Here is a 24,623-nt window from a genome sequence, read left to right on the forward strand (position 1 = left end):
TCGCCAACATTACCATCAGTTAACCGAGGATATACCATGTCTTTTGGAGTTACTCGCGCCGGAAAAATGCGCGTTTGTGATTCTTCGTTGGCCGGAGTAAAACCATTCGGAGTCTCTCTTCTCGCCCTATTGATTTCCGCTTCTTTCCTGCCTGCTCAGGCCGCTACCGAAGAAAAACCAACTTCCGGTGATACGCTTGTCGTCAGCGCGAATGCTAACGCTAACGCAGAAGTTAGCGACCCGCAGGATTACAGCGTGAAAGTCACTAACGCTGGAACTAAGATGACGTTGACGCCGCGTGATATTCCGCAGTCGGTGAGTGTCATCAGTAAGCAGCGTATCGAAGATCAGAACTTGCAAACGATTGGTGAGGTGATGGCAAACACGACGGGAGTCTTTGCCAACAATATCGATTCCGACCGCTCTAGTTACTATTCTCGTGGTTTTCTGATCAATAATTACTTATTCGACGGTATTCCAACCGTAGTGGATGATATCTGGGATTTTGGTGACTCAGGTTCCGATACGGCAATCTATGACCGTATTGAAGTGGTGCGTGGCGCGACAGGGCTGATGACGGGAACGGGTAATCCTTCTGCTGCCGTAAATATGGTGCGTAAGCATGCGGACAGCCGTGAATTCAAAGGTTCTGTGTCTGGCAGTTACGGTTCATGGAATAACCAGCGGATGGTGACCGATTTGTCTGCGCCGCTGACGGAATCCGGCAACGTGCGCGGGCGAGTAGTCGCGGGCTATCAGGATAATGACACTCGGCTCGATCGTTATCATAAACGAAAAAAATTCCTCTACGGTGTGGTCGATGCCGATGTGACTGACTCGACGACGATCTCCCTAGGTTATGATTATCAGGAAAGTAATACAGACAGCCCAACCTGGGGCGGGCTGCCGACGTGGTTTACTGACGGTAGCTCTACACATTTTGGTCGTAGCTTTAATACCGCGCCAAACTGGAGCTACTCCGATAAAACGTCGAGAAAAGTGTTTGCCGATCTGACTCAGCGTTTTGATAACGGCTGGCAACTGCGTATGAACGGAACGCATGCCGAAACCAACTTCGATTCCAAGCTGATGTATGCCAATGGTTTCCCGGATAAAGATACCGGAATACTTGTTGATCCGTTTGGGGCTAATGTGGGTGCTTACGGTGGATGGAATAAAGGAACACGTAAGGTCGATTCTATCGATACCTACGCCTCTGGCCCGTTCGAGCTACTGGGACGCCAGCATGAGCTGGTGGTAGGCGGTAGCTACAGCCGACAACGTAACCAGTTCTATAATTCCCAATCGACGATCGATCCGGCAGATATGGGCAATTACTACAACTGGAATGGCAATATTGCCGATCCAGCATGGGGAGCCTGGGTGGATTATGAGCATTCTACGTTACGCCAAAAATCACTCTATACCTCAGCGCGTTTCTCTCTGGCCGATCCGCTGCACTTAATCGCTGGTGCGCGTTATACCGACTGGAGCATCATCGGTTCGACGGGGGATACCAGTAAGAGTCGGGTGACGCCTTATGTCGGTCTGGTTTATGACATTAACGATACCTGGTCGACGTATGCCAGCTACACCGATATCTTCCAGCCGCAAACAAAGAAAGAAGGGCCTAACACGTATCTGGCTCCTGTAACGGGTAAAAACTATGAAGCAGGTCTGAAAGGAGATTGGTACAACAGCCGTCTAACTGCTTCAGTTGCCGTGTTCCGTATTGAACAGGATAACTTGGCTGAGGCACTGCCCCCTTCTGGCGCACCTGAAACCTATTACCGGTCTGTTGATGGTATGGTGAGCAAAGGCATCGAGTTTGAAGTCAATGGTGCGGTGACAGATAACTTGCAAATGACGTTTGGTGGCTCTCGCTTCGTTGCCGACGATAAAGATGGTAAGTCGATCAACTCATATCTACCGCGTACGTCACTTAAGCTGTTTACCCGCTATCAGTTGCCAATGCTGCCGGACTTAACCGTCGGCGGCGGCGTGAACTGGCAAAATGGTATCTGGCAAGAAGGCTCTGGTCCGCAACGTACCACGTTGCGTGTCGAGCAGGGCAGCTACGCGCTGGTTAATCTGTTTAGCCGTTATCAGGTAACGAAACAGCTGGCGGTGCAGGCGAATATCAACAACCTGTTTGATAAAGAGTACAGCGATTTCCTTGCACCTTATGCCGTGTATGGTGCGCCTCGTAGCGTCTCGATGACCGTTAACTATGCGTTCTAGTCCGCTGCTCTAAATCGATGCAAGTGACTTGCCCGATGGTTCGGTGACCTGCTATCGCGAATAATCGTAGCGCCCGTTGTCTCAATGACTCGGGCGCTTTTTCTTTTACCGCGATGTTGAAATGTTTCCCTTCATCACCTGAAGCATTGGTTACATGAATGGATAGTGGAATAGGGGGTTAACATTGATTCGGGGATCGGAGACAATTGCGTATTATATTCAGGCGGGGAAGCGTTTTTCCTTTTGGAACATTTTTACAGGGATTAAAAAATGAAGTGCTTGAACTGCGAGAACGATGCGCAAAAAGAGTCGGGCTTGTGTACAGCGTGTGAAGGAAAAGAGCAGCAGAAGATTAACGGTATTCTCTACCTTCCGGCGCTGGGAATTATTCTTTCTGTCATTATGGCGCCGTTCTCACTGTATGAACTGGTCAGTGTCGTGCTGGCGCATTTCAAAAAAACTGGATTTGTTAGTTATTACAGTCTGTTCGCTATATTTTGCGTAATTGCTTTATTCGGCATGTCGATTTTTACTGCGCTAACATTTTTTCGCCGCAAGCGGCGGACGAAGGTGGTAATGGTCGCTTACTATGTCATTAATGCCGTTTGCGTATGTTGCTTAACGTTATTGCCTTCACTGCTGTTTGGTGTCGCGCTGGACGATAATGCATTGAGTATGCTTTCTGGCGTTGTTGTCGGCATTATCGTCTGGATTCCGTATTTCCTGTTCTCGAAAAGAGTTCCGCAGGTTTTTAGCCGCGAGTAAATAGGTTCGTTATAAATAGCTCAACGTGAAGTTTGCCGTTGCCACAAAATCACCGGACTTAATCAGGTCGTCGCGTATCTTTTCGATACGGGCTGAAAAGGGAATGGCGTTGTCCCCACTTTGCAGCACAATGCTATCTGTGCTGCTGTTGATGCCGACCAGTTGATTGGCATGATAAATGCCAATCGCGATACCTTTGGCACCGGATGGCGTATCCAGCGCCAGACGCTTGGGCAGTAGCGGCTCTTCTTTCCCTGAAAAGCGGACGGTAACGTTTTGGTAAGTATCCAGATTGCAGTCCGTGAGGTTAATCGTGAAATCATGCCAACTGCCGTAGCTATTGATTTTTAGATAGCGCTCAGAGATTTCGCTCATGTTCACCACAATCGCTTTGCTTTCCGTACTGACATTACAGGCTGCGTTGACGACGGAGACGCGGAACGTCACTTCACGATCGCTCAAAAGAGGGGGCTGTTGTGCAAGAGGTGAACTTGATTGTAGTGTCATCATACCGGCCGCTACGGTGAGCAGGACGCGGCGAAACGTGATGCTTAGTACTGTATTGTCATTTTTTATCATCGTTGCTATCTCATGCAGGCGCGCGGATTAGTGATAATTAAATCGCAGAATAATATTTTTTTCGGTATCGCCGACGGTTGCGGGGCCTGCGGCATAGAGTTGGGCTTTATAGCGTCGCTCAACTACGCCACTTGCTGCCGTCAATCCTTCAACCAGACTAATGAACTGATTAAACGTCACGTTATTACCGCTGCGCATATCTTCGATTTTCAGCGTGGCGCCGTTCCCCATATTCATGCCGTCTATCCCGACGAGTGAATTCCCCCGTGAAGTGGCATCAAAATTGATGTCCAGATCGAATCCCTTACCGCAGTCTTCGCCACCGTCGGTGGACACATCAATGTTAAATTCTGACTGTGCTAGTGGACCGGCCTCCGTTCCTGACCACGCCCTGACCGTACCAAAATCGACATAGCTATCGGGCGAAACGTTGATCGTCGCGGCGCACTGCATAATGTCGATGCCGTGTAGCCCTGACAGGCTCAAGCCATAGTTACTGTCGGGTTTATTATTGATGCCCCCTTCACCATCAATCTGGAAGACTCTCAGGGAGTCCGCGCCTGCTGTGGTGTCGGTAATGTTCCCCGTTTTTTCGAGATAGAGCTGTACCGTGACATTTAGCATGGTTGGTGAGGCCGGTGGGCTTGAGCCGCTGGGGCCTGCGATGACCCACTGTCCTGTGGGCACGCGGGAAGAGGTGGAGCCGCCATTTGTGATCACGCCGAGATCTTGCCCATTATAGATGATACCGATTCCGATGCCCTGTCCGATGATCTTTCCTTCGGGATTGGGATAGAAATAGGACATCTCACCCTGCGGACGGACGGAATAATATGCCCAGCAGGCCAAACTGCGGGTATAGCTTTTCGACGTCCAGAGACGGCTGCCGATCGGTAATGTCGCCGGGATCTTGAGCGTACCGATATCTTCATAGTCGGCTACCGGCCCCGTCACGGTGCCCAATCGACATTCCAGCGCACTGGCATTAAACGCCGTTAAGCTGAGACAAAGTGCTGCACAGAAGACAACATAGCGATTTTTACGAATGGCTAACCAATGCATGGTGGATATCCCTGTAGCTTATTCATCGGTAATGGGCTGGCACTGGTTTTGTGCGCAAGTAAAAGGCAATGCAACATGGCCGCCGTAGTCGTTGACGTAGTACAGATAGAAGCGATTGATCGCGCCGTCATTGATTTCAACAGGCAGCGTTGAGCGCGGTGCCACCATAAAGGCGTTGCCTTTTAACAGATTGGCAGGGTTGGCATTGGCTACTTTGGGTTGCTTCAGGATGCTGCTTACGGTGATGTAGTACGGGGTCGGGTTTTCCACCTGAAAAACGTTGCCCGTTTTTTTAATCAGCAGTTTTTTCTGCCATATCTCATCTTTTGCGGGTTTCACACCGCGTGGGCGGAAGAACACCTTGATTTCAGACTGAATGGCGATCTGCAATACGTTAGCCTTTTCCGTTTTGGGCGGAATTTCCCGTACATTAAGATAAAACAACGATTCGCGATCGGTTGGCAATTGTGTGATTTGTTCCGTCTTAACCAGACGGATCAGGCTATATCCTTTTGCTTCGATGCGCTGCAATGGCGGTAACACCATCAGCGGACTTGTTACTTTATTGCGTCGCTCGTCCGTCAGCCAGGACTGTGCCAGAAACGGATTTTCCGCGTTTTGGTTCATCAGCATCACCGTTGCTGACTGTTCATCATCGTTAAAAATAACGCGGGTGCGATCGAGGCTCAGCGCACTATAGGCTGAGGGTATCAAAAGCAGGCAGCCGATAAAGATTCCTGCTGTTCGCCGATAAGATGGGTATTTCATACGTACTCTCCGGGATTTTCTATTTCTTGCCGCTTATTTGCAGGGCAGCAGCAATGTATCAAGGTGGTTTAAGGTAGCGGGTAGGGTGATGGAGCACTGCGACTCCCCCTCCCAGATAACGGACAGCGTTTCGTCAGGCGACACGCCCGTGATATAGGCCTGTCCACTGTTGGTGATCATGGCTATATCGCGGCCTTTCTTGTTTTTTATCTGAGCCGCGAAGGGGGGATATTTGCCATCAGCCAGCATGATGTGTCCCATGATTTTTGCCCCGCTGACCACATCAAATTTGCGGTAGCCAATTGCACCTTCAGTCAGGGTTCCTTGAACCACGGTCGTCATCGCTTCGATGTTTTGCGGTAATTTCTGCATATCGATGCGGGTCGAGACATCGTAGTAGCTACTGCTGCCAGCAATTACAGCCAGGCCATAGCGGTTAGTCTCGACTTGGCTGCCGGCGAATGCGACGCCTGCCTGATCCGTATCGACCATAATGCGAGTACCACCTTGGTTGCCTTTCGGATGTGCTGCAACGCCGTGGCGGGTTGCGGTGATACCGCCGCGTAGCGAACCGTTCAGATAGGTATAACGATCCTGCTGCCAGGCGACACCCACGGAGGCATCGGTCATTGGTGCCAGACGGGTATAGTTGCCGCTCAGGTACGTGTTCTCCCTGCTGTCATGCCGGGTGCTTAGGTTCCAGGTTCGGCTCGGATCGGCGTTATTGGAATAAGTCAGCGTCTGATTACTGCTGTTGTTATAGTGGCCCACGCTGTAGCTCAGACGATCCTTTTCCCTGAGGGGAATGGAAAAGCTGAGGTACAGACTGTCATCAGTACGTTGGTTGAATTCGGTACGATAGGCCGATAAATTCGCAGAAATACCTTTAATCTCGCCGATATCAAAATATTTGTTCAGTGAAATCCCATAGCGATCCTGCTCGGCTTCATTCCAGTAGGTTTGGCGCGTATAGGTAACGTAAGTTGATAGTCCGCTCAGCAGTGAGGCTGTCTCTTGTGTCGCGAAGTTTTTTGAGACCGTAATGGTGTAGCGTTCTTTTTCATTGCGATAACGGCTATCAAGATTCAGGGCGTAGAGATACTGCGCCATGCTCATGTAGGTTTTTTCTGAGAAGCGGTAGCCCGCAAAGCTGACTTGGCTATCGATCGAATTGAAATATTTAGACCAGTTAAGTGAAAAAGCATGCCCCATTTGCGACGTGGATGGCGCCGGTAGTGTTGCGCGTGACTGGGTGACGTCAGCGGACAGCGCGCCAAAGAGATAAAGATTTTTCCCAATGCCCGCCGACCAAGACTGATAGCTATCGGACAAAATCGTGCCGCCGTACACCGACCAGGCATTGGATAATCCCCATGAGGCTTCCGCGGCAGAAAAGGCAGGCCCTTGCAGGCGGTGATTGGTATTCGACGGTTTACCCGCGGCGAGTTTGTACTGGACGTGGCCTGGTCGTGTCAGGTAAGGCAGATTGGCCGACTCGGTCTGGAACGTGGTTACCGTGCCATCTTCTTCTGTTACGCGAACATCCAGCGTACCGCTGACGCCATTTTTCATATCTTGAATCGCAAAAGGACCCGCAGGCACGGTCGTTTCATAGATCAGCCTGCCATTTTGCATCACGGTCACCGTCGCATTTGATTTGGCGACGCCGCGAATTTCTGGCGCATAACCACGCAGAGAAGGGGGAAGCATAGTGTCGTTATTGGCTAATGACACACCGGTAAAGCGGTAGCTATCAAATAAATTACTGCTGAAATACATTTCACCCAGTTTGAGATCGGCTGACAGGGTGGGAAGCGGGCGGTAGGCGTAAAACTGATCCCACGAAAAGCTATCGCGATTCGAATGGCGTGATTTTTGCAGAAAATAGCGATAATCGGCACGGTAGCGCCAGGCTCCCAGATTGAATCCGGTTGTGCCGTAACTACTGAGATAGTGCGATGTGCCTCTGCCGTTAGTATCACGACGCATGTTCCCAACGAGGTTATAGTCCAGCAGCGCACCGCCGATCCCGTGGTTCCATTGTTCTGGTGGAACCCAGTTGCGATCGCTGTACATCAACCACGCTTGGGGGATGGTAATATTCAGCGTTCCCATGCCTATTTGATTAGAGACTTTGACGCCGGCAATGGGGGTTAGATCGACGCATGTTCCGTTATTCCAGGATTCGATTTTATCGCGTGCTTCTTTTTTGAGTGCCAGTTTATCGACAAGTTCAGGTGGAAGGCAGGCTGTAGGCCGGGCGCTCTTATTGCCTTCTGGTAGATAGTTTATTATCTGCTGCTGTATTTCACGTGAGTTTACTTTTAGGGATAAAAGGTAGGCACCTGGTGTGACATATTCGGGATCGGAAAAATGGCTAAGATCAATGTCATTGCGATCGTCGACATCAAGTACATTGACGTTAAATTCCGTTGCACTGATCGATGTCGTGCCCAAAGAAAAAATAAAAATACTATAGCGGGCTAACATGGTTTTTATTTTTTCTTTGAACGTAATATTTTTCATTGCCATAGGGAATATATGCTTAAGCAGATGCCGCGTTGTAGGTATCCACGCACGTCAATAACGTGTGGAATAAAGAGGGTATAGGGGAGGAATCCTCCCCTTTTTATTGGGTATACCCGTTCAAACCTGCTGTTGGCATAGCTGCCTTTTATTGATAAGAAACAACAAAATTAGCTGTGCTAGAGAAGCTACCCGTTGTGACTACTGGGGCTTGGCCTGCCTCTGGTGTTGGCAGTTTTTCGACATAAGAGGTGAAGGAGAAAATATTGTCCCCATTTGATAACGGCGTGGCCGCTACGGCCAGCGTCGTTCCGTCGAATTTAATTTTTTCGCCGACTCGTTCTACGGCAATACCTGCACCGCTGGCACTGCCATTTAACGCTAACAGCTCATTATTGGTGCCAGATGCAACACCGCCAGAGAAAACAATTTTGGCGCTGGTTGCTGTGTCCAAACTGCAATCTTTTAATGTGATATCAAAAGGCTTAATTTCTGAGGTACCGCCGTTTTCCAATACAGTTTTACTGATTTCACCAAAATCGATAGTTTGGTGCAGATCTTCGGGAGACACCGAGCAAGGCGTATCAATAATTTTTCCTTTAAACGTCACCGATCCATTGTGTGAATCTGCTGCCTGTGCACCGACAGAAAATATCACGGAGATGAGTGATGCCAGGGTGAATTTTGATAATTTCATATGATGCTCTCTCTGTTGGTTACTCTATTAAAAGCGTGAACGCGAATCATGAGTACTCGCCACATTCCTACATGGTGAGTTGTGCCTTTGCTTTTGTGGTTGCTTAACGATTTGCAGCCTTACTCACATGGTGAATATATTTGCTGACTTGCCCAGTCGGCTGCCCTGGATCTGGTGAAATAGTAGTGTTAGGTAGTTTTATGGTCAAATATATTAATTTAATTACATTTATTTAGATTAAATGTTTTAAATTTATGTTTATTTAGGTTTTTATTCTGGTTGCTGCGTGTGGTGGACAATGTCGAATGGTGTGATGTAAATATCATTTTCTAGATAAGTTATTTTAATTCAGTGTGTTATTTGTCATTCCTCTTCTTGTGGCGCTGATAAGGCTGGATATCTTTTTATTTATAAAAATAATGAAATGTCTTTTTATTTATACAATGATTAAATGAAAATTAAATAATCTTTGACAATATATAGGTAAATTTTTATCCTTGCCAAGGATAGCCTTGATAAGGCTATGTATATAATTGATTTTATCTTTTGTTGATAACGTTTTTTTGTTTGGTTTTTGTGGTTTTTCAGACTATTCCGTAGGTTTTATGCCCATAAAAAAGCGTATCTATAATCTTACTGTAACGAATGAATAGTGCCTCTAATCTTGATGGAAAAAGGTCGAATGGTTTATTTGATTAATGATTTAATCATTTTCAACGAGGGAGAGGGAACGCTGGCATGGATAGAACGTGAAAATGAAGCAACCTCTGTGAATTTTCCTATTTCACGATTGCTCTGTTTGTTAATTGAGAATCAAGGAGTAACGTTAAGCCGTGATTTTTTGTTAAAGGAGGCATTGGAAAAGCATGCACTTTGCCCTTCTCTCAATAATCTCAACAATTATCTCTCTCTACTCAGGAAGGTGTTGCGTGAGTTTGATCTTTCGGACTCGATTGTGACTATCCCTAAACTGGGAGTTGTTTTTAACGCCGCGAGTATTGTTTCCTATCCGATGTCAGAGGGGAGAGAAAAAGAAACGTTAAATCAAAGGGAAGACGAGAAAGTTAAAGAAGATATTTATGAAGAAGAAAAGCCATTTTCTATAAAACATCACGCCATACCTGAACCAGTAAAAAAACAGCAATATGTCCGGTTTCTTCTCATATGGATAATGATAGTTGGGGTTTTCCTGATCGTTTTGGGGAGCGTAAATCGTTTTCCGTATCGACATCTTGTTGATGTAAAGATGAATGGGAAGTGCGATCTTTTCTATTTATATAACAGTGTGGGCTATCCTCTCCCGACCGACTATAAAAATCTGTGCTCAGATAACGCATTATTCTTCCTATCGAAAAAGATTGTTATATCTGGAGTGTTGGACCGGAAAAGTGAGATCGTTATTTCCTGCAATAAAGATGGGCATGGATGTATCACTTATGTTAATAATTAAAGTCAGAAAGAAATTTTTTTGCACCATATTGGTGCTTTTTATTTCACTTTCTCTTGGGGTTGTTTTTTATTTAACCAGCAATTTATACAGAAAGCCGCTGATATGTCAGGGCGAAGTAAAGCTCTACGAAGAAGATCAGAAGGTCAGAAAGGAATATGACGTCTATTTTTATCTCAATAAACAAAATAGGGCGCTGGTTTTAGTCAATGGTCTTTACATTGGCGAGGATGGTGTACCGTTGACGATTCGGCGCACGTTCAGCTTTGATTCCGTGTGGGAGGGGAATCGACTGGTGGTGAACAATATCGGGATGAGTAAGAATACCAATGATAATGCGCCCGATGAGGCGATTCCCATCCTGGCTGAAAATGATGTTATCCAGTTCGAAATGCTGACGAAGCATGCCTATCTGATTAGCACCGTCCAGTCAAAGATGGCATGTAATATCCGCGATTAATGGATGTGGGAACTACACATTAATCGCAATTCAGGATGTTATCGCTATTTTTGGCGTGTGGCTTATGCGCTTAACAATACGCGTTGTATAAAATCCTCAATATCTTCAATTGCTTGATTAAAATCAGCGGGAGTAGGGTTAATAATCAGATGATCGGAGTAGCCGTTTAACAGCGCATCTAGCTGGCGGGAAACTCGCTGGGTATCGGTATTTTTAAAGGCACCGGATGCGATGCCCGATGCAATAATCTCTTCCAGTAAAGCAGACCATTTCTCTGTCATTACATGGGCGAGTTCTTCGTAAGCGGTATTGTGAACGGCCAACTGCCATAGTGATCCATAGAGATTCCAGATGACGTCAGTGGTATCCGGCAGGTAATTCTTCACCAACTCATATAGCTTCTCTTTTGGTGGTAATGTGGCGATTTCTGCCGCGACCTCTTCCAAATCCGCCTGCATGAACGCCGTTAGCGCCTCAATGGATAATGTCTGCCAGTCAGGAAAGTAGTGGTAAAGATGACTGCGCGAAATACCAACGTGTTCCGCCAGTTCGCGCGTTGTCACTTTCTCTATACCTTTCTCAATAAACAGCTCGATTGCGCCATCAAGGATTTTGTCTTTTAGCGCTTTCGTCGTCTCTTTCATTACCGTCCCCACGTTGACTTTGAGCGGTTGCTCAAATACAATTTTTTGCACTTGAGCAACCGCTCAAGTATAACTCTGTTAGATGCTATTCTCATGCAAACCCATAATATCAGCGAACCAGTCAAGGTTTCGCATAGTGCCGTTGTCACCCTTAAAAAACTTGGCAAGCTGCATGGCAAAAAACTGATTCTCACTCTGCTGCTGGTAGTAGCGGAGAATGTGACTTATCTGCTTTATCCCCTGATGGCAGGCTTCGCTATTAACGCCATTCTGAATGCTCAACCTTGGCATGCGGTGCTGTATGCGCTGATGGTCTTTATTATGTGGGCGATTGGTGCGGCGCGGCGCAGTGTGGATACTCGCACATTCGCCCGTATTTATGCTGCACTGGCCGTACCGGTGATTCTGGCGCAGAGAAAAGAAAACCATAACCACTCAACCATCGCAGCGCGCGTAGCGCTTTCACGCGAATTCGTCGACTTTTTTGAAATTCACCTCCCGGTGCTGATCACGTCGCTGGCATCGATCACCGGTGCGGCGGTGATGCTGCTGGTGATTGAATTCTGGGCAGGTGCTGCCTGCATCGTAATTTTGCTGTTTTTTGCTTTTTTTCTGCCGGGTTACACTCGCAAGAATGAAGTTCTGTTCGGTAAATTAAATAATCGTCTGGAAAAAGAGGTTGGCTTTGTCAGTAGCGCGACCGCCGCTTCACTGACCAAGCATTACCACGTGCTGGCTGGGCTGCGCATTCGTCTGTCGGATCGTGAAGCATTAGGCTACCTTGCTATCGGTGCCGCTGCTGCCGTCCTGTTTTCACTGACGATTGTGTATATGGCGCTTAACGGTGGAACCAATGCGGGGCATATCTATTCAGTGATGACCTACATGTGGATGTTTGCAATGAGTCTGGACGATGCGCCCGGATTGTTAGAAAAATACTCGCAGCTCAAAGATATCGGTAAGCGCGTGGATACTGGCGTGGTGTGAGTGAGTCGTGTGGTGACTGGTTGATTCCAGATGTCCGATAGCCTTATATGCGATAACGCAATATCGTCTTTAGTATGTAGTAGTAGAATGGTTAGTACAATTTGTTACAGGGAGCTTGTGATGAGAGTTGGCGTTTTTTGTGGTTCGGCATCGGGTAATTCACCTATCTATATTGAGAAAACTAAACAGATGGGGCATTTCCTTGCCGATTCTGGTGTAGAGATTGTCTATGGTGGCGGTAAAGTCGGGCTGATGGGGGAGATTGCGAATTCCGTGCTATCCCACGCTGGCACCGCGATCGGCGTGATGCCCAGAGCGCTCGTTGAAAAAGAAATTGTGCATCAGGGGCTGACAGAATTGCATGTTGTTGAAAATATGCATGAGCGCAAGAGCAAGATGGCAGAACTGTCTGATGCGTTTATTGCACTTCCCGGCGGTGCGGGAACATTTGAAGAAATATTCGAACAATGGACATGGGCACAGCTTGGAATTCATGATAAACCCTGTGCTTTTCTGAACATTGCCGGTTATTTTGATCCCTTGCAAGACATGATTAGTAGCATGGTTGATGCAGGATTCTTACGTCGCGATTATGCGGACATGCTACTTTTTTCTGACAGCCCTGAAGCGTTATTAACATTCTTTCATGCTTATCAGCCACCAGAAAAGAAATGGACGCAAAAGTAAGAGCGCCGATTATTGTCTGTGTAACCTGTATTTTTAATCTCGCTACATCATGTCTTCTGGTGTGTAAATAAGAAGCGAGAGCTATTTTACTGCCGGGGGCATCCCCGGCGAAAATAAGCATGGCCGTTGGTGTTTTTCCTATCGTGCAGTAGGTTAGTACCTTTCACTATGCCTGTTCTTTCAATGGCAATGTCGTCATGCAGGTTTGGCTGTCGCTATAGGTCGCAAATGGTGAGCTTGCCACACGTCCTTGATAGGTGACATTAATCGTTCCTTCAATATTGCGTGGTAACCATACGCCAACAAAACCGTTCTGGTGGCTGTTTAGGGTTTTCTGCACGATAACGTTACCGGCTTTATCCGTGATTTTTACATCAAATGCCGTATTGGCGAGCTCGCCCTGGCACCCAGACAAGCTGTGGTTAAAGCAGGGATGCGTTTGCTGAATATAAGGGGCGAATGAGAGATAAAATTTATCTCCCAGCGCATAGCTGTATTGCTGTTGCCCATCCGATAATTTCAGTTCTTTGCTGGTGATGGAAGCGCTGTAAGGCAAAGGCCTCGCTTGCGGCGACCGATCGATAGCATCGACGATCTGCTCGACAGTTTTCCCCGCCAGCCCTTGCTTGGCTAGAAAAGTGTTGGCATCAGCTGTCGCTGCGAAACCATGGCTGCTTAATGTCAGGCCGAGTAGTACCGCCATCATCTTTATCTTCATTATTACTTTCCCCTTAATAGCGTCATTACCTTGAAATAAGATGCTATGACGTTACACCTTCCCCCTACGGGAAGGTCAAAAGCTTGAGCGTATAGAAAGGTAAAATAATGTATTTGCTGGTTTTTTATTGATTTTGATCAATTTCAAACCATGCTAAGTGGCGGTGCTCTCTGAGCCGTTATTGATGTAGGTCATGAGTCGGGTTTTATTAATCCGTGCTTACTGACCTGACCAGTAAAACTCGATGCGGATTCCACTCGGTTCATAGCACATCATATGCATTGCCGGACCATCATTAATCAGAGAAGGCGCGAACTCAATGTTGATCTTATGGGCGGATAATTTCTCAAAGATCTCAAACAGCGCGGCTTTGTTATCAACCTTAATCGCAAGATGATGCAAACCGACATTGTTTTTTCGATCGAACTGGACAGGTTCGCTGGCCTGTACCTGCCAAAGCGTTAGCATCACCGTGCCGTCGCTGACAAAAATAGCAGGGTAATCCTCTCTTCGTTTCACCTCTTGCCAACCCAGCAGTTCGGTGAAGAAATGTGCGCTTTCTTCCAATGCTGATACCGTCAAACCAATATGGTGAGCGCCTTGCGTTACTGGTGAATTCATCGTTACTTCCTTAATTAAAGACAAAATCTATGGTGACTACTCGTTCGTCGGTTTGCTTTGCCGATGTGCGGTAGGCACCGCGTTGTTACTGGCTGAGAGAAGGATGAGATAATGCTAAGAGCTTCGCGTGTCGGCGATAAACATCCTCGCTGCTGGCTACGCCGATAAATTCCGCTCTCACGATCATCCCTTCAAGAAACGTCATGATAGCTTCGGCTTTATACTCCTTGTCTGATTCTTCGGGCGTGAAGATTGATAGTAAAAATGACTTGAGCCAGATTTTATGGCGCAGCGCCAGAGCGGTAATGGTTTCATCTTGCCCTTTAAATTCAGCCAGCGCATGCATGAACATACATCCTTTAAAGCTTGCGGTTCGGAACCAGGAAAAATGCCAATCCATCACGGCATCCAGGCGACTTTCCGCGTCTTTACTTCCTGATACTACGTGAGTGAGTCCTTCCTCAAAATGCGTATGCCGACGAATCAATACGGCTTCAATCAGCTTGTTTTTTGAACCGAAATGGCGATACATGGAGGTCTTGGAGACTTCCGCCTTATCTCGAATTAAATCTACGCCAACGGCGGTATAGCCAAATTCATTAAATAGCGCTTCTGCGATATCTAGAATGTGTTCTTTCTTACCCACGCTCTCTTTCATCGTTTTTCTTCATCAGTAATGGGTTGTTTTTGTGTGTACAGATCTGTACCATTTCCTTGCGAGTGTACAGATCTGTACACTAAATATAGCACGGCAATTTCATAAAACTCACATTTTTTATCGGGGATGACAATGAAGAGACTCAGGGGCGGCGGTGCTTTGCCACCAAAACCAACGTTTATGCAGTTGATGAAAGGGTTAATTGGCGGAAGTGTAGGGATTCTATTCCTAAGCTACTTAGGGCAATCCACTGGCGCACCCTGGTTGATGGCACCTTTTGGCGCAACGTGCGTCATTTTATTTGCTGCGCCAGCGTCGCCTTTCGCGCAGCCAAGAAACGTAATTGGAGGTCATTTCATCACGTCAGCAGTAGGTCTTATTGCTTTATATGGATTCGGTGACACGATCGTTGTTTTGTCACTCGCGGTTGGTGTGGCGACGATGTTGATGCAATATTTTCGTGCGGTTCATCCACCAGCTGGCGCTAACCCACTGGTCATTATTCTGGCAGGGAAAAGCGCCGTAGGGTTTGAGTTCTTAGTCACGCCGGTTCTACTGGGGAGCATTGTGCTGGTGGCGATCGCCGCTGTGATCAATAACTACGCAGAGGAAAACCACTGGCCTGCGTACTGGCACGGTATTGGTTTGCGTAAGCGCCAACCCTGAGATGGTCTGCCTCAGGGATGAGGCGAGTCGCTAGATGTTTTTTGATGTGGGGTGTTTTCTTACTAATCCGGTATTAGACCACTTCAGCTATTTTGCAGGGAAACGTTATGGCGCTCGTTTGCACTGTATCTTTGCACCATAGAAATGATCACATGGAATAGCTCATTCTTAGCCTGTTGTTCCGTAATAATCCCTTTAACTGCGGCATAAGATAATCCTTCTGCGGAACCGAGCATAGCCCGCAGTGAGGCATCATGCAGCGGTTGACCTGCACAGAATGGAGCGAAAAGAGCGCGGCATTTTTCCGTGAAAATAGCATCGTACTCCTGCCTGATGTGTTCCAGCTCGGGAGTGCCAGTGAGTGCTGCCATGACGTTAGGCATTTCGCGCCCCTGAAGCAGCACGCAATCAATGTATGAGGTGGCAATCACCGTCGCCAACTGATCGAGTACAGGTTCGGTCTTACGGATAATGTCATCCATAATCGCCGTCTGGCGAGCATCGTATTCCTTGTAAAGTGCAGCTAACAGCCCCGAACGGTTAGTAAAGTGATCGTAAACTACCGGTTTCGTTACGCCCGCCTGTTCTGCCAAATGCCCAAGCGTCAGCGCCTCCGTACCTTCCTCCCGAATAATCTGCCAGGCGGCTTGTATCAGTTGTCTATGGCGCTCTTCTCTTGATAAACGCTGTCGTGTCTGTGGTCTGGGCATCACCGATATTATCCTGTTGACATTCTTATGTACCAAAAGTAACTTACCAGTAGTAGGTTACTGTTAGTATATAAGACTATATCTGACGTCGTTTTATGGCAATAGGGAGTATCCAGAATGCATGCATTACTTGTCGTTTCTCATCCTGTTAATACCTCGCTGACCCATAGTGTCGCGACCGCCATTGCGGAAGGGATTGTTGGGGTAAATCCGACAAATACGTTTGAAATCGCAGATCTTACCCAGGAAGGCTTTAACCCGGTGTTTTCTGTGTCTGATATGGCGGCTTTTCAGCGCACAGGTGCAACACCGCCTGACGTTATTGCGCAGCAGTCCCGTATTGATAACGCCGATGCGCTGGTGCTGGTCTTCCCGATTTATTGGTGGTCCATGCCGGGGTTGTTGAAAGGTTGGATCGACCGTGTTTTTGCAAACGGCTGGGCCTATGAAGAAACGGCTGATGGGCGTGTGATAAAGAAACAGGGGCATTTACCGGTGCACCTTGTGGCTCTGGGCGCTGCCAACCAGATAACATTCAAAAAACGTGGCTACGCAGATGCTTTTCAGGCGCAGATCGCACATGGGATTTTTGACTACTGCGGTGCGCCAGTTTTGACGTCTGAAATGCTGTTGATGCCGGAACTGGGAACACCGGAAGCGTGTATCGATGCCGCTCGCCATATTGGCGAAAATGTTTTTCGGTAATTTTTTCATTGAGCCTACGTTTCGTATCATCGCTGAATTGACAAGGGCATGCCATGCGTGTGGAAAAATTTCTATCTGCTATTTGATAATCCATGCTGGAGCATGAAGAAGGTTATTAATGAATACATCTTTCAATCAGTTATCTATCAGAATGGAACATGGTGCAGAATGTTGAAAGTATGAACGATACGCTTAACTTAAGCTGGTTAATCACTATGGGTATGAATAAAGTAAAAACCCGCTATTCTGTCTTTGCAATTAGATCAAACACAGTGCGCATGGCTAGATTTCGTTAATACTGTTATTAAAAACATGTTATTAATAACAGTATTGACATGGTTTTTAAAACCCGTAAATTGGTTATCAATAGCAGTAAGGTTTCAGTTTACTGTTATATTAAAGACAACGAACATGTTCTTTAATAAGTATTTTTGCGATAAAGGCCACGAAGTATTTTTGTATGGGACATCGGTGTTGAGGGAAATTTATATTCATCACTCGATGATGCTTTTAGGCCACGTAGTCAGTACCGACAATCGCAAAAAATGGGGCGAGAGCGCGATGATGTAAGGCTATGATTTAGCGTTATTGTTTGCGATAGGTCGTGATTGAGTTATGTGTAAAATATCGCAACGAGAGTAAGGCCACGCATCAAAGAGTATATATCGCGATGGGGGATGTACCTGCTAACCGCCTACCTTTGGGTGTTTGGTAAGGTTGGTGGGGTGTTTAAACCAGCAAATATATGGGAGGTTTTAGCTATTTTTTTAATACCCAATATTATCTGTGATAAACGCGTACATTTGAGGCAGTATCAATAGTAGTAAGACGTTACTAAGTCAATGAATGTTAAATATTAAGTCTGTAGTACCTTAAAAGCCCTGGCTACGCAGTCAGGGCTTTTATCATTTTATATCTAACGATCAGAGCGTCACTTTTTCAGCTGACAGTTCGTTAATTTTCATGCTTTCTTTTTGTGCAGGGTAATTATTTATTGAAACCATTGCATATATTCGATCAACCTACTTAAAGCAGCCCTTATAGCAATTTATAAAAGAAAGTTGTGCCATCGAGAGTACCTGCGGAGCTACGAGCAAACTGTGGGATTTGACCTGCTTCCTGATAGCCTGATTTGCGATACAAAATAGAGGCTGTGTCGTTAGTTCGGGTATCAAGGACGAGCAGGGTACGCTGATTGGCTTGTGCCTGACGTTCCACTTCTGCCATTAACTGCTGAGCAATGCCGCGTTGACGAAATGCCGTATGCACCATCAGTTTTTCTACTTCAGCACGGTGGCTGCCGTTTTTCTTTGGACAATAGCTAATTTGCACTGCACCCGTGATGCGTCCCGCCTCACGCGCGACCAATAACGTACGACCACCTTCAGCCAGATCGACGGCAACCCCCTGCCAATAGCGTTCTGATTCACCGGTTTCCAGTGGCGCAAGAAAACCGATGGACGCTCCACTTTCCACACAATCGTTTAATAAGACAACTAACTCATCATAGCTTTCTGACAGCGTACTCAATTGCTCAATTTTCATATGTCCTAGCCTCTCAACGTACAATCCTGGGATGAAGAAACCAACATCTTCCCTGACATTTTCACCTACGTGTTTGCCAACATAAGCTCTGGTGCCACGCTGGACTCAGCGCCGCAGACGGTGTGGCTAGCCGCATGAACGAGCAAGGCCGTTATCCCACCGACGTTATTGCGGTGTTGAAAAAGCGAGGAACATTACTGGCAGCGGTTTCACGTAAAGCTGATTAAGTAAGTGGATGCAAAGCGTGGATGCATTCACTCTCTATTAAGTTGAAATGTAGCATAAATATTAACCCTGACTACTATCAGTATTCGTAGACCGATCCATGTTGAGTTCAAACGGGGGCTTACAGATTGAGACCTTGCGAATCAATGAGCTTATAAGATTGTGCGAGAGGTTTCGCGGATCGGACTTTGCTGTCAGTTAGCCTATGAGGGTCACTCCCGTTCATCGAACTGAATGACCCACAATCTGACCCACAAATTCCCCGATACGAAGGGATAAATCAAAACGCATTGGAAAATATTTTCAATGCGAACTATTGAATACAAACAATATGTTTATTGGTAAGGGGGCATAAAAAAGGAAAGGAGTGCTGGACTCGGACAAACGCTGGAGGCGTTGAGCAGCGCGCTTGTCGCGCTGGCCTCGAAAGTATGAGCCGCTTGCGACGAATAATCGAATGGAGTTCGGGAGTCCGAATCCCCAAAAGCAAGAAACCAGCCGTTAGGCTGGTTTCTTTAAATTAGTGGTGCCCGGACTCGGAATCGAACCAAGGACACGAGGATTTTCAATCCTTTAGTTCTATTGTTAATCAAATGTAGAGTTTTTTTGGTGTGAGCATATACATCCTGATTAGTTATCAGGTGAATCTATATGCATGTAATTCCTGTAATTTCCACTAAAGGTGGGGAAGGAAAGTCTACTCAGGCCGCAAATTTGGCGGGGTTTCTGGCTGATGCTGGATTAAAGACTTTATTGATAGACGGCGATTACGCCCAACCTACATCAAGTAGTATTTTTGCTCTGGAGTATGAGGCTCCTTGTGGTTTGTATGAGCTGTTAATGCAAACCGTCAATCTCAACGATCCCACTCAAGTTATCTCCAAAACCGTTATCTCTGGGCTTGATCTCATTATCTCAAATGATCCTAATGCCCAATTGCCTACTGCAATGTTAAATGCGCCAGATGGACGTTTTCGTCTGCGCAATATTCTCCAGCACCCACTTTTTTCTCAATACGATGTGATCATCGTCGACTCACAGGGGGCTCGAACTATTATGTTGGAGCTCATTGTACTGGCGGCTACGAGCACCGCAATTGGCGTTATCAAACCCATTTTGCCGGATGTCAGAGAGTTTATACGTGGCACCATCCATATGATGGAAAGCCTGCTGCCTTTTTCTGCATTTGGACTGGTATTGCCGCAGGTAAAAGTCCTCATCAATTGCATGAAATACACTCGTCGTGCAAAGGAAACCTACAAGACCCTTAGCGAAATTATTGATACGGGTAAGTATAGCCAGCATAGCCAGTCGATATTAGTTTCTCTTTTAGATACATTTATTTACGACCTAGAGATTTATGTTGAGGGTCACTCTGCTGGTCAACCTGCCCATCGCCTTGAAAGTGAAACCAAACGTGTAAGTGACTCTGCTGCAGCGACGATGCATGCATTGGCGTGTGAATTATTTCCTCAGTGGAAAGATAAGTTTGATTCCGCAGTACCGTTCCAAATCAGTGCAGAACGCGAGGATTCATGATGAAAATTCTCCATCGCGCAATCTGTTTCTGCTCCGATTCTCAGTATCGCGGTTTTGATGAGCAGTATGTCTTTTTCGAAACGGTAAATGATGAGCATGCTGGAGAACGCCTGCAGGCCATGTTATCTGAGGTCTGGGCTGTCCATGAATCTGCCGTGGGCATTTGTAATATCTCTTCGGAGAAACAACTGGTTCTTGATTCGCATGATGATTCTCCTGGACGTGGTGACAAGGCCCTGTTTGAAAATGGCTGGGATAATGGCTGCGTTCGGTATATTTCCCATAACGATTGGCCCTTGATGTTAGTTTCTCCCCGAACTCACGAACGTCTGCTGAAAGTCTTTCTGAGTTTGAATGAAAGAAATGTGGAGGCGAACCATGGCTAATCAAAAGCAAAAGGCATCACCTCCTCTCCCTTACTCCACGGGAGCTGAGCAATCTGTGCTCGGGTCGCTGATGCTCGATAATGAACGCTGGGATGAGGTTGTTCTCATTATTGGCGAGAATGACTTTTTTAATCTCATGCATCGCGTGATTTTTCGTGAAATGGCTCGTCTGGTTGGTGCCGGACAGCCTATAGACTTAATTACGCTGTCCGACTCACTGGAGAAGCAGGGAAGCTCTCGTGAGGAACATATTTTTGCCTATCTTGCTGAGATGGCGAAAAACACGCCAAGTGCAGCGAATACAGTAGCATATTGTGAAATCGTTGCCAGAGACAGCCGGGCCAGACAGCTTGCCGCTCTTGGTGCAGATTTGACTCAGCAGGTTAGCCAGCCTCATGCTGATATCCCCCAGATTATGGAGATGGCTGAACGACGAATTATTGATATTGCAGAAAAGGCTGATCCGCAAAAGACAATTACCGTCATTGACGGGCTTGAAAAGGTTGTGGCGGAGTTGGAGGTTCGCCATCGTTCCACCAATGGTATCACTGGTACGGCAACAGGATTTATCGAGCTGGATGCAAAAACCTGTGGCTTACAGAATGGCGATCTGATTTTGTTGGCAGCTCGCCCTTCAATGGGAAAGACGGCGTTAGGGCTAAACATGATCACCGGAACGCTAAATCACAATAGCGCCAATGTTACCCAGATATACAGCCTTGAGCAGCCTTCGACCCAACTCCTTATGCGTCTTATCTCTTCCATTGGGTTTGTTCCATTGCAAAACCTGCGTAGTGGCGATCTGACTGATGAGCAATGGTCACAGATTGGCTCGGCAGTTGAAACCATTACTAAATGGCAAAAAAGACTGGTTATCGATGATACCAGCGATCTTACGCCAGCAATGCTGCGGGTGAGAGCCCGCCGTAATGCCAGGAAATACGGTAAACCCGCGTTGATAATGGTTGACTACCTGCAGCTAATGCGATGCCCCGACATGGAGAACAGAACGCAGGAAATTGCTGAGATATCTCGTTCGCTAAAATCTCTGGCCAAGGAGATGGACTGCCCTGTTGTCGCGCTTTCTCAGCTTAACCGCTCTCTGGAGCAGCGTGCTGATAAACGCCCCAATAATGGTGATTTACGTGATTCCGGTTCGCTCGAACAGGATGCGGATGTCACGTTATTTATTTATCGTGACGACGTTTACAACCCGAATAGTCCGGACAAAGGATTGGCAGAAATTATTATGGGTAAACAGCGTCAAGGGCCAATAGGAACCATAAAAGTTCAGTTTGACGGGCGTTTCACTCGCTTCACCAATATGCCTTTCGATGCTCAGGGAGGTTACTGATGGCGAGTAAACCGAAAGCGCTGAATATGACGGATGCGCTACTGATGCGAGGAAAATCGCCAGCTCAACAATCGCAGGTCGCTGTACTACCTGTGAGTGAAATGGCGATGGTACTGACGCTCGACGAGCTGCGTCCTAACCCCGATAACCCCCGTACGTCGCGTAACCCTAAATATGCGGACATCAAAGCGTCTATCCGTATGCGTGGTCTGGATTCATTGCCTAAAGTGACCAGAGACCCTGATGGTGATGACATCTATATCTTTAGTGACGGAGGGAATACACGCTACCAGATATTGTGTGAACTCTATCAGGAAACCGGGGATGAACGATTCTATCGGATCCATACGATATTCAAACCCTGGCCAGGACGTCTGCAATGCGTGATTGGTCATTTGGCCGAGAATGAAGTCCGTGGCGATTTAACCTATATCGAAAAGGCGTTCGGTATTCACAAGGCTCGAACGATTTGGGAAGAACAACTGGGGCGTAGTGTCACACTGCGTGAGCTTTCCGAACTGTTAAATCAGCAGGGTTATCCGATTGATAACTCCAGTATCAGCCGTATGGAAGATACACTGAAATATTTGCATCCCCACCTGCCAAACCTGCTGAATTCTGGCTTAGCCCGTGTGAGAGTTTTACCACTATTGGCACTGCGCTCAGCGGCAGAGAAGACGTGGGCAAAGCATCAGATGCAGGTGGAACATGAATCTGTGTTTGATGACGTTTTTGGTCATGCCTGTCAGCAGTTTGATGACCCTGATCGGTATTCACTGGAAATGTTTCGTGATGAGCTGATTGGGGAGTTATTGAAAGCGCTGCCGCATCCGTCACTCAACTACGATCGCTGGTTGATAGAGTTGGATCCCAAAGAGCAACAGCGCCGAGAATTATTTGGTGAGCCTCCGGCTCCACCTGTTGTGCAAGAGCCCATCCGTCAGCCATTAAAAGAGAATATCACTCAGCTTCCGCCACAAACAGGGCCAGAGAATCCGGTCACTGGCTTACGTTCAGGGACGCTTGTCGGTGGAGTAACTCGCCCCGAACCTGCTCCGGGTAACGCTCCAGAAACAGGGCTGACTCCTGATGCGGGTATGCAACCGATTGATGCAGGGATAGCTTCCACTTCGCCATATCGTGCCGAGCTTCAGCCGGATCTCTACGGTGGCCAGACGGTGATTGGTGGTGAAACGGTAAGCCCTATGGGAAATGGTTTTTCGCAGACATCATTGATGTCCGCGTTATCTGAAAACCGTGACAGCGCATTATTAGAAGAAGGACATGTTTCATCCTCTTCATCTGTTTCTTTTGCGGCTACAGGGCTGGAGCCTGTCGCGGATATCTGGCACATACCTGCACTTCAGGACGACATTGAGCACCTACAGGATATGTCCTACAGACTGGCTTTTGAGTTGGCTGAAGCCATGGGATGTGCCGACGATATTTCAGAAGCTAAACGCTGGGATCAGGCTGGCTATACCACGTCGGACACAAACAACAACGAGTTTGTTTTGTTGCTTGCCGGGCTGACTGGGGAAGATCGCGAACTGCCTTTTAATACATTCGGTTTTTGCCTGAACTTCCTGGGTTTTCCTCAGAAATCCGGCTCTCCCGTCCTTCATGATGTCCATGCCGTGAAATTTATGCGGTTGATTCGCGTGCTGCGCCGCTTGCGTGAACTGCAACGTGATGATGCCCGTGGAGGTGACCATGTCGCATGATCTTGATGATGAAATGGCAATGGCCACAACCGAACAACTGTTGCAGAGCAGCTTGTCATTGATTCTTAGAAACGTTCATAACGGGCGTATTTCAAATACATGCTGTGATGCATGCGGGAATGAAATCCCCGAGGCTCGTCGTCTGGCGGTTCCTGGTGTAGAGCTTTGTGTCGGATGTCAGGAAGTCGAAGAACATCTGACAAAAGTCGGTAGCCGGAGGGGGAAATGAATAACAGCACCAGATTACCTAAACGTATTCGGAAACTGATGTCGTTAGTCACGCGAAATAACGATCTGAATGACATTACCCGAGCATTGCGTTTGGCTCAAAAGCTCATTCTGCGTCATTCAATCCTGGAGCAAGAACCTGAAATTTCATCGATTCGTGAATCGATATGCCGCCGAGTCCCATCAGATGCGGTCAGTATTCCTGGGTGGCTTAACGGACTTGCTGCTGTTGTGTGCATGGCCACAGGTTGTAGCTGCTGGTTTGATCTATACAGCACGACCAATCGTTATCGAGGAATGTGTCTTCGCCGTTCGATCCACTTTTATGGATTCAGTGGCCGTTCTGATATCGCCGCTTACCTTTTTAAGGTGCTCTCTCAGCAACTAAGGGGAGCGACTGAGCGGCATATGAAGGATTTTCCTCGTTTGAAATCCCAGCTCCGCCGTATTCGTACTGACCAGTTTCGGGAAGGTTGGGTGGGGGGCGTGTGGTGCGCTTTGGAACCATTCACTCCATCTGAACGTGAAGGCCAGCTTCTCAAGTCGTGGCTACGTCTGCGCTGCGTGAAAAACGCATTATCACCCTCTCCGGCGTACCACGCTCATCAGGATAGTGCTTTGAATTCTCCCGATTACCAATATGCAGGGGATATTCATGGATAACTTACTGAAAAACCTGGC

At 47.2% G+C, this 24,623-nt stretch carries 25 protein-coding genes; 14 read left to right on the top strand and 11 right to left on the bottom strand.

Going from position 1 to position 24,623, the window contains the following annotated elements:
• The first annotated feature begins 36 nt into the window (after positions 1-36).
• Positions 37-2,241, top strand: a complete 2,205-nt coding sequence (fhuE, locus tag E2566_RS04435) for a ferric-rhodotorulic acid/ferric-coprogen receptor FhuE (protein ID WP_107168192.1) — start codon at positions 37-39, stop codon at positions 2,239-2,241.
• A 270-nt stretch (positions 2,242-2,511) separates the two neighbouring features.
• A complete protein-coding gene (locus E2566_RS04440) occupies positions 2,512-3,006 on the top strand; it encodes a DUF2569 domain-containing protein (RefSeq protein ID WP_107168191.1) in 495 nt (164 codons plus the stop codon).
• Positions 3,007-3,015: 9 nt separating this feature from the next.
• Here the strand turns inward: E2566_RS04440 and E2566_RS04445 are convergent, their stop codons facing one another.
• From E2566_RS04445 to E2566_RS04465, 5 genes are all read right to left on the bottom strand, one after another.
• On the bottom strand, positions 3,016-3,585 hold the full coding sequence (locus E2566_RS04445) for a fimbrial protein (protein WP_107168190.1): 570 nt from the start codon (positions 3,583-3,585) through the stop codon (positions 3,016-3,018).
• A gap of 27 nt (positions 3,586-3,612) precedes the next feature.
• A complete protein-coding gene (locus E2566_RS04450) occupies positions 3,613-4,647 on the bottom strand; it encodes a hypothetical protein (protein WP_107168189.1) in 1,035 nt (344 codons plus the stop codon).
• Positions 4,648-4,665: 18 nt separating this feature from the next.
• Complete coding sequence (locus tag E2566_RS04455; RefSeq protein ID WP_107168188.1) at positions 4,666-5,415, bottom strand: fimbrial biogenesis chaperone; 750 nt, start codon at positions 5,413-5,415, stop codon at positions 4,666-4,668.
• Positions 5,416-5,448: 33 nt separating this feature from the next.
• Complete coding sequence (locus E2566_RS04460) at positions 5,449-7,947, bottom strand: fimbria/pilus outer membrane usher protein (protein ID WP_107168187.1); 2,499 nt, start codon at positions 7,945-7,947, stop codon at positions 5,449-5,451.
• 142 nt (positions 7,948-8,089) lie between these two features.
• Positions 8,090-8,638 carry a fimbrial protein gene (locus tag E2566_RS04465; protein WP_107168186.1) on the bottom strand — a complete coding sequence of 183 codons (549 nt, stop codon included), beginning with the start codon at positions 8,636-8,638 and terminating at the stop codon, positions 8,090-8,092.
• Positions 8,639-9,320: 682 nt separating this feature from the next.
• On the opposite strand from E2566_RS04465, the gene E2566_RS04470 reads away from it, so the two are divergent.
• Together E2566_RS04470 and E2566_RS04475 are read left to right on the top strand one after the other, a co-directional pair.
• The gene (locus E2566_RS04470; protein ID WP_107168185.1) at positions 9,321-10,088 is read left to right on the top strand and encodes a winged helix-turn-helix domain-containing protein; all 768 of its coding nucleotides are present in this window, start codon (positions 9,321-9,323) and stop codon (positions 10,086-10,088) included.
• A complete protein-coding gene (locus E2566_RS04475) occupies positions 10,075-10,545 on the top strand; it encodes a FidL (protein ID WP_107168184.1) in 471 nt (156 codons plus the stop codon). The genes E2566_RS04470 and E2566_RS04475 overlap by 14 nt, the downstream gene beginning before the upstream one ends.
• A gap of 62 nt (positions 10,546-10,607) precedes the next feature.
• Here E2566_RS04475 and E2566_RS04480 read toward each other — a convergent pair whose 3' ends face one another.
• Positions 10,608-11,189: a TetR/AcrR family transcriptional regulator gene (locus tag E2566_RS04480; protein WP_107168231.1), complete on the bottom strand. Its 582-nt coding sequence runs from the start codon at positions 11,187-11,189 to the stop codon at positions 10,608-10,610.
• 93 nt (positions 11,190-11,282) lie between these two features.
• On the opposite strand from E2566_RS04480, the gene E2566_RS04485 reads away from it, so the two are divergent.
• Positions 11,283-12,176 (top strand): ABC transporter six-transmembrane domain-containing protein, encoded by an 894-nt coding sequence (locus E2566_RS04485; RefSeq protein WP_107168183.1) that lies wholly within the window; start codon positions 11,283-11,285, stop codon positions 12,174-12,176.
• Positions 12,177-12,293: 117 nt separating this feature from the next.
• Positions 12,294-12,863 (top strand): LOG family protein, encoded by a 570-nt coding sequence (locus tag E2566_RS04490; protein WP_165800628.1) that lies wholly within the window; start codon positions 12,294-12,296, stop codon positions 12,861-12,863.
• A 166-nt stretch (positions 12,864-13,029) separates the two neighbouring features.
• Here E2566_RS04490 and cueP read toward each other — a convergent pair whose 3' ends face one another.
• The 3 genes from cueP to E2566_RS04505 form a co-directional block, all read right to left on the bottom strand.
• On the bottom strand, positions 13,030-13,581 hold the full coding sequence (cueP, locus tag E2566_RS04495) for a copper-binding periplasmic metallochaperone CueP (protein WP_107168181.1): 552 nt from the start codon (positions 13,579-13,581) through the stop codon (positions 13,030-13,032).
• Between the two features lie 219 nt (positions 13,582-13,800).
• The gene (locus E2566_RS04500) at positions 13,801-14,202 is read right to left on the bottom strand and encodes a VOC family protein (protein WP_107168180.1); all 402 of its coding nucleotides are present in this window, start codon (positions 14,200-14,202) and stop codon (positions 13,801-13,803) included.
• Positions 14,203-14,287: 85 nt separating this feature from the next.
• Positions 14,288-14,848, bottom strand: a complete 561-nt coding sequence (locus E2566_RS04505) for a TetR/AcrR family transcriptional regulator (protein WP_233671870.1) — start codon at positions 14,846-14,848, stop codon at positions 14,288-14,290.
• A gap of 144 nt (positions 14,849-14,992) precedes the next feature.
• Here E2566_RS04505 and E2566_RS04510 point away from each other — a divergent pair, with 144 nt between their 5' ends.
• Positions 14,993-15,526 carry an HPP family protein gene (locus tag E2566_RS04510; RefSeq protein ID WP_107168178.1) on the top strand — a complete coding sequence of 178 codons (534 nt, stop codon included), beginning with the start codon at positions 14,993-14,995 and terminating at the stop codon, positions 15,524-15,526.
• An 83-nt stretch (positions 15,527-15,609) separates the two neighbouring features.
• Here E2566_RS04510 and E2566_RS04515 read toward each other — a convergent pair whose 3' ends face one another.
• Positions 15,610-16,236: a TetR/AcrR family transcriptional regulator gene (locus tag E2566_RS04515; protein ID WP_107168177.1), complete on the bottom strand. Its 627-nt coding sequence runs from the start codon at positions 16,234-16,236 to the stop codon at positions 15,610-15,612.
• Between the two features lie 117 nt (positions 16,237-16,353).
• Here E2566_RS04515 and E2566_RS04520 point away from each other — a divergent pair, with 117 nt between their 5' ends.
• Positions 16,354-16,941 carry an NAD(P)H-dependent oxidoreductase gene (locus E2566_RS04520; protein ID WP_107168176.1) on the top strand — a complete coding sequence of 196 codons (588 nt, stop codon included), beginning with the start codon at positions 16,354-16,356 and terminating at the stop codon, positions 16,939-16,941.
• 1,038 nt (positions 16,942-17,979) lie between these two features.
• On the opposite strand, the gene E2566_RS04525 is transcribed toward E2566_RS04520, so the two are convergent.
• On the bottom strand, positions 17,980-18,486 hold the full coding sequence (locus tag E2566_RS04525; protein WP_107168175.1) for a GNAT family N-acetyltransferase: 507 nt from the start codon (positions 18,484-18,486) through the stop codon (positions 17,980-17,982).
• Positions 18,487-19,362: 876 nt separating this feature from the next.
• Here E2566_RS04525 and E2566_RS04530 point away from each other — a divergent pair.
• The 6 genes from E2566_RS04530 to E2566_RS04555 are packed head-to-tail and all read left to right on the top strand — an operon-like array spanning position 19,363 to position 24,605.
• Positions 19,363-20,250: a ParA family protein gene (locus E2566_RS04530; protein ID WP_012822364.1), complete on the top strand. Its 888-nt coding sequence runs from the start codon at positions 19,363-19,365 to the stop codon at positions 20,248-20,250.
• A complete protein-coding gene (locus E2566_RS04535) occupies positions 20,247-20,636 on the top strand; it encodes a hypothetical protein (RefSeq protein ID WP_133169848.1) in 390 nt (129 codons plus the stop codon). The genes E2566_RS04530 and E2566_RS04535 overlap by 4 nt, the downstream gene beginning before the upstream one ends.
• Positions 20,629-21,990, top strand: a complete 1,362-nt coding sequence (gene dnaB-PI, locus E2566_RS04540; RefSeq protein WP_012822366.1) for an SPI-7-type island replicative DNA helicase — start codon at positions 20,629-20,631, stop codon at positions 21,988-21,990. Before E2566_RS04535 ends, dnaB-PI begins: the two co-directional genes overlap by 8 nt.
• On the top strand, positions 21,990-23,714 hold the full coding sequence (locus tag E2566_RS04545; RefSeq protein ID WP_012822367.1) for a ParB family protein: 1,725 nt from the start codon (positions 21,990-21,992) through the stop codon (positions 23,712-23,714). The genes dnaB-PI and E2566_RS04545 overlap by 1 nt, the downstream gene beginning before the upstream one ends.
• Positions 23,704-23,943, top strand: coding sequence for a TraR/DksA C4-type zinc finger protein (locus E2566_RS04550; RefSeq protein ID WP_012822368.1), 240 nt, complete (start codon positions 23,704-23,706; stop codon positions 23,941-23,943). Before E2566_RS04545 ends, E2566_RS04550 begins: the two co-directional genes overlap by 11 nt.
• Positions 23,940-24,605: a DUF7168 domain-containing protein gene (locus tag E2566_RS04555; protein ID WP_012822369.1), complete on the top strand. Its 666-nt coding sequence runs from the start codon at positions 23,940-23,942 to the stop codon at positions 24,603-24,605. The genes E2566_RS04550 and E2566_RS04555 overlap by 4 nt, the downstream gene beginning before the upstream one ends.
• The last annotated feature ends 18 nt before the right edge of the window (positions 24,606-24,623 follow it).

This window comes from Pectobacterium punjabense (assembly GCF_012427845.1).
GTDB classification, from domain to species: domain Bacteria; phylum Pseudomonadota; class Gammaproteobacteria; order Enterobacterales; family Enterobacteriaceae; genus Pectobacterium; species Pectobacterium punjabense.

Excerpts from the sequence above, each read along its gene's own strand:
- fhuE (WP_107168192.1), top strand. The coding sequence starts at position 37 with ATGTCTTTTGGAGTTACTCGCGCCGGAAAAATGCGCGTTTGTGATTCT.
- E2566_RS04440 (WP_107168191.1), top strand. The coding sequence starts at position 2,512 with ATGAAGTGCTTGAACTGCGAGAACGATGCGCAAAAAGAGTCGGGCTTG.
- E2566_RS04445 (WP_107168190.1), bottom strand. The coding sequence starts at position 3,585 with ATGATAAAAAATGACAATACAGTACTAAGCATCACGTTTCGCCGCGTC.
- E2566_RS04450 (WP_107168189.1), bottom strand. The coding sequence starts at position 4,647 with ATGCATTGGTTAGCCATTCGTAAAAATCGCTATGTTGTCTTCTGTGCA.
- E2566_RS04455 (WP_107168188.1), bottom strand. The coding sequence starts at position 5,415 with ATGAAATACCCATCTTATCGGCGAACAGCAGGAATCTTTATCGGCTGC.
- E2566_RS04460 (WP_107168187.1), bottom strand. The coding sequence starts at position 7,947 with ATGGCAATGAAAAATATTACGTTCAAAGAAAAAATAAAAACCATGTTA.
- E2566_RS04465 (WP_107168186.1), bottom strand. The coding sequence starts at position 8,638 with ATGAAATTATCAAAATTCACCCTGGCATCACTCATCTCCGTGATATTT.
- E2566_RS04470 (WP_107168185.1), top strand. The coding sequence starts at position 9,321 with ATGGTTTATTTGATTAATGATTTAATCATTTTCAACGAGGGAGAGGGA.
- E2566_RS04475 (WP_107168184.1), top strand. The coding sequence starts at position 10,075 with ATGTTAATAATTAAAGTCAGAAAGAAATTTTTTTGCACCATATTGGTG.
- E2566_RS04480 (WP_107168231.1), bottom strand. The coding sequence starts at position 11,189 with ATGAAAGAGACGACGAAAGCGCTAAAAGACAAAATCCTTGATGGCGCA.
- E2566_RS04485 (WP_107168183.1), top strand. The coding sequence starts at position 11,283 with ATGCAAACCCATAATATCAGCGAACCAGTCAAGGTTTCGCATAGTGCC.
- cueP (WP_107168181.1), bottom strand. The coding sequence starts at position 13,581 with ATGAAGATAAAGATGATGGCGGTACTACTCGGCCTGACATTAAGCAGC.
- E2566_RS04500 (WP_107168180.1), bottom strand. The coding sequence starts at position 14,202 with ATGAATTCACCAGTAACGCAAGGCGCTCACCATATTGGTTTGACGGTA.
- E2566_RS04510 (WP_107168178.1), top strand. The coding sequence starts at position 14,993 with ATGAAGAGACTCAGGGGCGGCGGTGCTTTGCCACCAAAACCAACGTTT.
- E2566_RS04515 (WP_107168177.1), bottom strand. The coding sequence starts at position 16,236 with ATGCCCAGACCACAGACACGACAGCGTTTATCAAGAGAAGAGCGCCAT.
- E2566_RS04520 (WP_107168176.1), top strand. The coding sequence starts at position 16,354 with ATGCATGCATTACTTGTCGTTTCTCATCCTGTTAATACCTCGCTGACC.
- E2566_RS04525 (WP_107168175.1), bottom strand. The coding sequence starts at position 18,486 with ATGAAAATTGAGCAATTGAGTACGCTGTCAGAAAGCTATGATGAGTTA.
- E2566_RS04530 (WP_012822364.1), top strand. The coding sequence starts at position 19,363 with ATGCATGTAATTCCTGTAATTTCCACTAAAGGTGGGGAAGGAAAGTCT.
- E2566_RS04535 (WP_133169848.1), top strand. The coding sequence starts at position 20,247 with ATGATGAAAATTCTCCATCGCGCAATCTGTTTCTGCTCCGATTCTCAG.
- dnaB-PI (WP_012822366.1), top strand. The coding sequence starts at position 20,629 with ATGGCTAATCAAAAGCAAAAGGCATCACCTCCTCTCCCTTACTCCACG.
- E2566_RS04545 (WP_012822367.1), top strand. The coding sequence starts at position 21,990 with ATGGCGAGTAAACCGAAAGCGCTGAATATGACGGATGCGCTACTGATG.
- E2566_RS04550 (WP_012822368.1), top strand. The coding sequence starts at position 23,704 with ATGTCGCATGATCTTGATGATGAAATGGCAATGGCCACAACCGAACAA.
- E2566_RS04555 (WP_012822369.1), top strand. The coding sequence starts at position 23,940 with ATGAATAACAGCACCAGATTACCTAAACGTATTCGGAAACTGATGTCG.